The sequence below is a fragment of the Micromonospora sp. NPDC049580 genome (assembly GCF_040675595.1).
In the GTDB taxonomy this organism is placed as follows: Bacteria; Actinomycetota; Actinomycetes; order Mycobacteriales; family Micromonosporaceae; genus Micromonospora.
This window is the reverse complement of record NZ_JBFAPG010000329.1, coordinates 1-7202: the sequence shown is the minus strand read 5'-3', so window position 1 is coordinate 7202 and position 7202 is coordinate 1. Positions and strand designations below refer to the sequence as shown.

Here is a 7202-nt window from a genome sequence, read left to right as displayed (position 1 = left end):
CGCGCCCGACGGGTGGCTCAGCCGCGTGCGGTGTGCCGCTGCGCGACCGGCGCCCCGCCTCGGCCCCACTCCGTCCAGGCGGACACGCCGCGGTGCACCGCCAGCTCGGCGGTCCGTAAACCCTCCTCGTCCACCGTCTCCGGGTCGAGAAACGCGGACAGCAGCGAGACGCCCGGGTTGTGGGCGATCAGCAGCACGACCCGAGCTGCCGAGTCGGCGGTACGGACCAGCGCCAACAGCTCCTCGGGGTGGGCGTCGTACGCGCCGGGCTCGTAACGGACGGTCGGGCGGGGACCGGTCGGCCCTCCCTCCGGCGGCGAACCGGCCATCCCCATCGCCACCCCGTGCCAGGTCTGGCGGGTGCGCCGGGCGGTCGAGCAGATCACCACGTCGGGCAGCAGATCGTGGTGGGCCAGCCACGCGCCGGCCGCCGCCGCGTCGGCGTCCCCGCGGGCGCTGAGCGGGCGCTCGGCGTCGTCCGTACCCTCGCTGCCCTGCTCGGCCTTCGCGTGCCGGAGCAACACCAGTGTCCGCGTCTCGGCGTGGCTGTCCGTCATACCACCAGCTTGCCCGATTGGCGATCTTCCTGCCGGGGTAAGTCCAGGGATGCCGCACCCCTACCAACGGCCGCGGCGGACCGTACGCCAGGTTAGAGCCGAGGAGCGAGACATGGGCATTGGTGGCAGCATCTTCCTGATCGCGCTGGGCGCGATCTTCGCATTCGCCGTGGAGGCCGACCTGGGTTGGCTGAACCTGGCCGTGGTCGGCTGGGTGTTGATGCTCGCCGGTGTCGCCGGCCTGCTCGCCACCCTCTACTTCTGGAACAACCGCCGCCGCACCGTGGTCGCCGCTCCGGTTCGCGAGGAGCGCGTGGTGGCCGACCGGGTGGTGCCGGTCCAGGACGACCAGGTCATGCGGGAGTACCGCGAGGTGCGTCGGCCGGGTCGCCCCGTCTGATCCCTCGCTCGCACACTCCGGGGTCCCGCAGCGTGGCGGGGCCCCGGCTCGCGTGTGTGGGGGTCTGCCTCAGGCGAACAGTGCGAAGTAGATCGCGATGTGGTGGCACAGCGCCGCCAGCAGCGTGCACGCGTGGAAGAACTCGTGGTGGCCGAAGACGGTGGGCCACGGGTTGGGGCGGCGCAGCGCGTAGAACACCGCGCCGACGCTGTAGATGGCACCACCGACGATCAGCAGGACCAACGCCGTGACGCCGCCGCCGTGCAGGATGTCCGGCAGCATGGCGACCGCGACCCAGCCGAGCGCCAGGTAGAGCGGCGCGGAGACCCAGCGCGGCGCGTGCGGCCAGACCAGCTTCAGCGCCACACCACCCAGGGCCCCACCCCAGACCAGGGCCAGCATGATGGTGGCCTGCCGGGTCGAGAGCAGCATGACGCAGAGCGGGGTGTACGTGCCGGCGATGAACACGAAGATCATGCAGTGGTCCAGCCGGCGCATCACCTGGTAGCCGCGCTCCGACCACACCCGACGGTGGTACAGGGCGCTCGTGCCGAACAGCCCGCAGACCGTCAGGCTGTAGATGACACAGCTCACCAGGGGTGCCCAGCCCGGTCGGGTGGCGGCGATCGAGCAGAGCACGATCCCGCCGACCACGGCGACGAAGAAGGCGTACGTGTGCAGCCAGCCGCGCATCCGGGGCTTACCGATGTCGACCGGCTTCAGGCGAAGCGGGGCGGAGGTGGTCACGACATCAGGTTACGGCACCGTAGGTTACTTTCAAGTAGTCAGGCCGGTGACACCGAGCACCGTCACCGTGAACACCGGGTCGGCACGGCATCGGCGAGGATGAGCGGATGCGGATCCGACCCGCCGGTGCGCACGCCCTGCTGCTCGACTGCACCGCCCCGGCCGACATTCCCGAGGCGGCCCTGGTCGAAGCGTGGCGGGCCGAGTTGTGGCGCCGCCGCGAGCAGGGTGACCTGAACGCGGTCGAGATCGTGCCGGCGGCCCGCACCGTTCTGCTCGACGGCCTGCCCGACCCCACCGCCACCGCCGACCTGCTGTCCCGCTGGGCGCCGGCGGTCACCGCCGCGGCTGCTGCCACTGAGCCCGACGGCTTCGCGGCCGGCGCCACTGAGGACGACGGCGTCGCGGCCGGCGCCGGAGGCGGCGACACGACAATCGGCGGCGGCCACGGCGCGGAGGTCGTCGTTCCGGTCGAGTTCGACGGGCCGGACCTGCCGGTCGTCGCCGACCACTGGGGCGTCGACGTGCCGGCCGTGCTGCGCCGCCTGACCAGCACCCGGTTCCGGGTGGCGTTCTGCGGGTTCGCCCCCGGTTTTCCCTACCTGACCGGGCTCCCCGCCGACCTGGCGCTGCCCCGGCTGCCCACTCCCCGCCCCCGGGTGCCGGCCGGCTCGGTCGCCCTCGCCGGCCCGTACGCCGGCATCTACCCCAGCGCGTCCCCCGGCGGCTGGTTGCTGGTCGGCCGGACCGACCTGCCCCTCTTCGACGTCGACGGCGACCCGCCCGCCCGGCTCGGCCCCGGCACCCGCGTCCGGATGGTGGCGACGACGTGACCCGGCCCGCCGAGATCGAGGTGCTCCGCGCGGGCGCCCTCACCACCGTGCAGGATCTGGGCCGACCCGGCTGGGCGCACCTCGGCGTACCCCGCTCCGGCGCTCTCGACCCGACCGCCCTGCGGCTCGCCAACCGGCTGGTCGGCAACACCGAACAGGCCGCCGGCCTGGAAATCACCCTGACCGGCTGCACACTGCGGCTGACCCACGCCGCCACCGTGGCGCTCACCGGTGCCGAGGTGGCGGTCCGCGCCGGGGACCGGCCGGGCGACATTGGCCGCCCGCTCACCGTGCCGGCCGGGACCCTGCTGCGCGTCGGCCCCGCCCGTCGGGGCGTACGGAACTGGCTCGCCGTGGCCGGCGGGATCGACGTGCCGCCGGTGCTCGGCAGCCGCGCCACCGACACCCTCGCCGGGCTCGGCCCGCCCGTGCTGCGCGACGGCGACCGGCTGCCGCTGGGCGTGCCGCCGGCCGAACCCGCGCCGGTGGACGTGACCATCGGCCCGGCACCCGCGCCCGAACTGCACCTGAGCGTGCGCCTCGGCCCCCGCGACGACTGGTTCACCCCGAGCGCGCTCGACCTGCTGTTCGGCACCCCGTACACCGTCAGCCCGGTCAGCAACCGGGTCGGAGCGCGGCTCGCCGGCGCGGCCCTGCCCCGCGCGGTCGCCGGCGAACTGCCCAGCGAGGGCATCGTGCTCGGCGCGGTACAGGTGCCGGCGGACGGCCAACCCCTGATCTTCCTCGCCGACCATCCGACCACCGGCGGTTACCCGGTCATCGGGGTGGTCACCGACGTGACCCCGCTCGCGCAGGCCCGGCCAGGTACTACCGTCAGATTTCATGGACCTCAACGCTGACCTGGGCGAAGGATTCGGCATCTGGCGGCTCGGTGACGACGACGCGCTGCTGGGCCTGGTGACCTCCGCCAACGTGGCCTGTGGCTTCCACGGCGGCGACCCGTCCACCATGCGGCGGGTCTGCGAGGGCGCGGCGAAGCGCGGCGTCGCGGTGGGCGCGCAGGTCGGCTACCGGGACCTGGCCGGCTTCGGCCGGCGGCACATCGCGTACGACTTCGCCGAGCTGCGCGACGAGATCACCTACCAGTTGGGCGCGCTGGACGCCTTCTGCCGGCTGTTCGGCACCCGGGTCCGCTACCTCAAGCCGCACGGGGCGCTCTACCACGCGGCCGCCACCGACGAGTCCCAGGCGGCGGCGGTGGTCGCCGCCGTCGGCGGCCACGACCCCGAACTGCCCGTGCTCTGCCTACCCGGCTCGACGCTCGCCCAGCTCGCCGTCGGCGCGGGCCTACCCGTGGTCGCCGAGGCCTTCGCCGACCGCGGCTACCTGCCCAACGGGTCGCTGGTGCCGCGCGGCGCACCCGGCGCGCTGATCACCGATCCGGAGGAGGTGGCCACCCGGGCGGTACGGATGGCCACCGAACGGACCGTCGTCGCGGTGGACGGCACCGTGATCCCCTGCCCGGTGGAGTCGATCTGCGTACACGGGGACACACCGGGGGCGGTCTCCGCCACCGAGCTGGTCCGCGCCTCCCTGATCGACGCCGACGTCCCGCTCGCCCCGTTCGCCGCTTAGGCGTCCAGGCCGCGCAGGACCAGCGGAAGCCGGGACGCCGCGCCGTCGACCACCCGCACCGGGACGCCCCAGTCCTGCCGGGTCAGGTGGCAGGCCGCGTGCTCGACGTCCGCGTCGCAGGTCGCCGCCTGGGCGGTCACCTGGAGCACCCCGCCGGTCGCCTCGCTGTTGAGCACCAGCCGACGGGACAGCTCGGTGCCGGCGCCGGCGCCCTCCACCAGCAGCTCCGGTGGGGAGGCGGACACCACCAGCCGGGTCGACGGCCCGAACGTCTCGTCCAGCTTCTGCCCCGGCGCGGGCGTGAAGACGATGTCCAGGATGACCTCGCCCGCCGCCACGTCGGTCGGCTTGCGCTCGGTGCGGTGCCGGGGGCCGTCCACGGTGCTCGCACCGGCCGCCGACAACGCGCCGGACGCCAGCCGGGTCAGGCGGTGCGCGGCGGACTCGACCACCAGCACCTCACCGGCCGGGGTGAGCACCAGGTCACTCGGCTCGGCCAGCCCGTCCGCGACCGTGGACACCTGGCCGGTGGCGGGGTCGAAGCGGCGCACCGCGCCGTTGTAGGTGTCCGCGATCAGCACCGAGCCGTCCGGCAGCGCGCACACCCCCAGCGGGTGCTGGAGCAGCGCCGACTCGGCCGGCCCGTCCACGTGCCCGAAGTCGAAGAGCCCCTGCCCGACGGCGGTGCCCAGCACCCCGTTCTCGACGTACCGGACGGAACTGGTCTCGCTGTCGGCGATCCAGAGCCGGGCGCCGTCGGCGGAGACGGAAAGCCCCGACGGCTGCGCCATCCACGCCTCGGCCAGCGGGCCGTCGCGCAGCGCCTCCACGGTGGTGCCCGCGTACATGCCGGCGGTCCGCTTGATCGGGTCGAACCACCAGAGCTGGTGGATGCCCGCCATCGCGATGATCAGCTTGTCGTCGTACCAGGCCAGGTCCCACGGTGAGGACAGGTCCACGGAGAGCGCGTCGTGCGCGTGGTCGTCGACCGAGGCACGCCACTGCCGGCCGCTGCCGGCCACGGTGACCACCTCGCCGGACTCCAGCCGTACGCCGCGCAGCAGGTGGTTGACGGTGTCGGCGACCACCAGGTCGTAGCCGGCCACCTCGGCGACGTGCGTGGGCAGCAGGCAGAGGCCCTGCGGCTCGGAGAAGGTCGCCGCCTCGGCCGGCCCGTCGGCCCGACCCCGCTCGCCCGAGCCGATGCGGCGAACCGGCGTCTCGCCGTCCGGAGCCACCTCGACCAGGGAGTGCCGGGCCGAGTCCGAGACCAGCAGATTGCCGTCCGGCAGCAGCACCGCCTTGCCCGGGAAGCGCAGCGCGGTCTCCGGGGCGGGCGGCGGAACGTACGGACCGGTGCCCCGGTGCAGGGTGCCCTTCGCCTCGTGGGTGGCGATCAGCTCGTCGATCAGCCGGGCCAGCCCTTCGGCGTGGCCCTCGCCGGCCATGGTGGCCACCACGTAACCCTCCGGGTCGATCACCGACAGGGTCGGCCAGGCGCGGGCCGCGTACTGCTGCCACATGTCCAGCTCGGGGTCATCGAGTACGGGGTGGTGCACGCCGTACCGCTCGACGGCGGCGGCCAGCGCGTCGGCGTCCTTCTCGTGCTCGAACTTCGGCGAGTGCACGCCGATCACGACGAGCACGTCGCCGTACTTCTCCTCCAGCGGCCGCAGCTCGTCCAGCACGTGCAGGCAGTTGATGCAGCAGAAGGTCCAAAAATCGGCGAGGACGATCTTGCCGCGCAGATCCTGCAAGGTCAGGTCCTTGCCGCCGGTGTTGAGCCACTGCCGGCCCCGTAGTTCGGGTGCCCGTACGCGCGCTGTCGTTCCCATACCCGCCAGCCTGCCACGCCCCACCGGCCCGCCCGCCGTGACCCGGGCGACAGAGCTGTCAGCCAGGCGATCGGTGGCAGCTCAGCAAGGCGATGCTCGGCGTGTCTAGTTGCTCAGCCGCCATCGATCAAGGAAACGGGTCCCGACATCGACCGCCATCTGGATTTCGGGTCCGGTCGGCCGAGGAATCCGACAGGGCCTAGCCGCGGCCGCCCTCGTTGCGTTCCCGGCGCTTCGCTGCGTACGCGCGGACCTCGGAGGCGTCCCAGATGCGGCCGACGGTCAGTGTGGAGCCAATAACGTCCGATCTGGTCCGCCGCTCCCGCGGTTGGGCGAGCGAGCCGACACGGACCGACGCCCAGCCGGTCCGAGCGCCGTGTCTGCTGCGCTCTCCGGCGAATCGGACCAACGTGGGGTGGCGCCGGTGAACGCGCACTGGCCGCAGCGCCCGTCGTGGGACTGCGAGGCGTGTGGACAGCCGTACCCCTGTCCTGAGGCTCGGGCCATGTTCGCGGTCGGTGACCCCTGGGCGGCGGCGACCTACCTCGCGAGTCAGTTCGTGGCTGCCGTGAACGACCTTCCGACGGTGCCGGTGGTCGACCTGTACGCACGGTTCCTGCTATCCGTGCCCCTACGCGCGCGAAGAGGCGGTGGCGCAGGGCCGAGTGCCCGCCGAAGTCGCCGTCGAGGTGGCGGCCTACGTGACTCGTCATAATGCGACGACGAGCCTGCGCAGGCATCTGTTGACCCCGAAGGCCAGACCGGGGTGGGTCAGCGGCCGAGCGCGCCGACCTCGCTGATCTCGGTGGCGAGGGTTGGACAGACCCAGATCGCTCGGCCGGTGCGTACCACCGCCGTCAGAGGGTGACTCACCGGATGCTCGGGACAGGGTGGCCAATTGGTGGCGCGGCCCAGAGACCACAGCGCCTCAATCGCCCACTCCTGAACCTGGGCGGCGAGCGTGACGAGCTGGGTAACGGTCGGTTGGCCAAGGTCGACCGAGACTCCCTGGCCAGAACCATCGGCAGCGTAGAGAAAGGCGCTGGCGGTATGGGGGTCGTCTCGCCACGGTTCGTCACGAAGGTCGGGCTGCACCCCGCCGTGCGTCTCGAGATCGGACAGAATCAGCTCCAGCGCCGCCGCCAGTTCGCGTTCCACAAGCGGATTGTGCCCGAGTTTGAGTTTGGTGAAGCGGGCGGGAACGACGACGGCGGAGCCACGGGCAACCGTGGCT

Annotated in this window: 8 protein-coding genes; 4 read left to right on the top strand and 4 right to left on the bottom strand. The window is 72.9% G+C overall.

All coding sequences use genetic code 11. The features are described from left to right. Window positions 1-17 precede the first annotated feature (17 nt). Window positions 18-557 (bottom strand): histidine phosphatase family protein, encoded by a 540-nt coding sequence (locus AB0J68_RS22915; protein WP_354854991.1) that lies wholly within the window; start codon window positions 555-557, stop codon window positions 18-20. 112 nt (window positions 558-669) lie between these two features. On the opposite strand from AB0J68_RS22915, the gene AB0J68_RS22910 reads away from it, so the two are divergent. Further along, a complete protein-coding gene (locus AB0J68_RS22910) occupies window positions 670-957 on the top strand; it encodes a DUF6458 family protein (protein ID WP_354854992.1) in 288 nt (95 codons plus the stop codon). A 69-nt stretch (window positions 958-1026) separates the two neighbouring features. Here AB0J68_RS22910 and AB0J68_RS22905 read toward each other — a convergent pair whose 3' ends face one another. Next, the gene (locus tag AB0J68_RS22905) at window positions 1027-1704 is read right to left on the bottom strand and encodes a hemolysin III family protein (RefSeq protein ID WP_355063239.1); all 678 of its coding nucleotides are present in this window, start codon (window positions 1702-1704) and stop codon (window positions 1027-1029) included. A gap of 107 nt (window positions 1705-1811) precedes the next feature. Between AB0J68_RS22905 and AB0J68_RS22900 the strand changes: the two genes are divergently transcribed. From AB0J68_RS22900 to AB0J68_RS22890, 3 genes are read left to right on the top strand one after another with little or no spacing between them, the layout of a single operon-like run. After that, the gene (locus tag AB0J68_RS22900) at window positions 1812-2537 is read left to right on the top strand and encodes an allophanate hydrolase subunit 1 (protein WP_363940428.1); all 726 of its coding nucleotides are present in this window, start codon (window positions 1812-1814) and stop codon (window positions 2535-2537) included. Next, complete coding sequence (locus AB0J68_RS22895; protein WP_363940427.1) at window positions 2534-3397, top strand: biotin-dependent carboxyltransferase family protein; 864 nt, start codon at window positions 2534-2536, stop codon at window positions 3395-3397. Before AB0J68_RS22900 ends, AB0J68_RS22895 begins: the two co-directional genes overlap by 4 nt. After that, window positions 3381-4133: a 5-oxoprolinase subunit PxpA gene (locus tag AB0J68_RS22890; protein ID WP_354854996.1), complete on the top strand. Its 753-nt coding sequence runs from the start codon at window positions 3381-3383 to the stop codon at window positions 4131-4133. Before AB0J68_RS22895 ends, AB0J68_RS22890 begins: the two co-directional genes overlap by 17 nt. Here AB0J68_RS22890 and AB0J68_RS22885 read toward each other — a convergent pair. After that, a complete protein-coding gene (locus AB0J68_RS22885; RefSeq protein ID WP_363940426.1) occupies window positions 4130-5968 on the bottom strand; it encodes an NHL domain-containing thioredoxin family protein in 1839 nt (612 codons plus the stop codon). The genes AB0J68_RS22890 and AB0J68_RS22885 overlap by 4 nt on opposite strands. A gap of 771 nt (window positions 5969-6739) precedes the next feature. Beyond that, the coding region (locus tag AB0J68_RS22880; RefSeq protein ID WP_363940425.1) for a hypothetical protein at window positions 6740-7202 on the bottom strand (463 nt) is incomplete at its 5' end.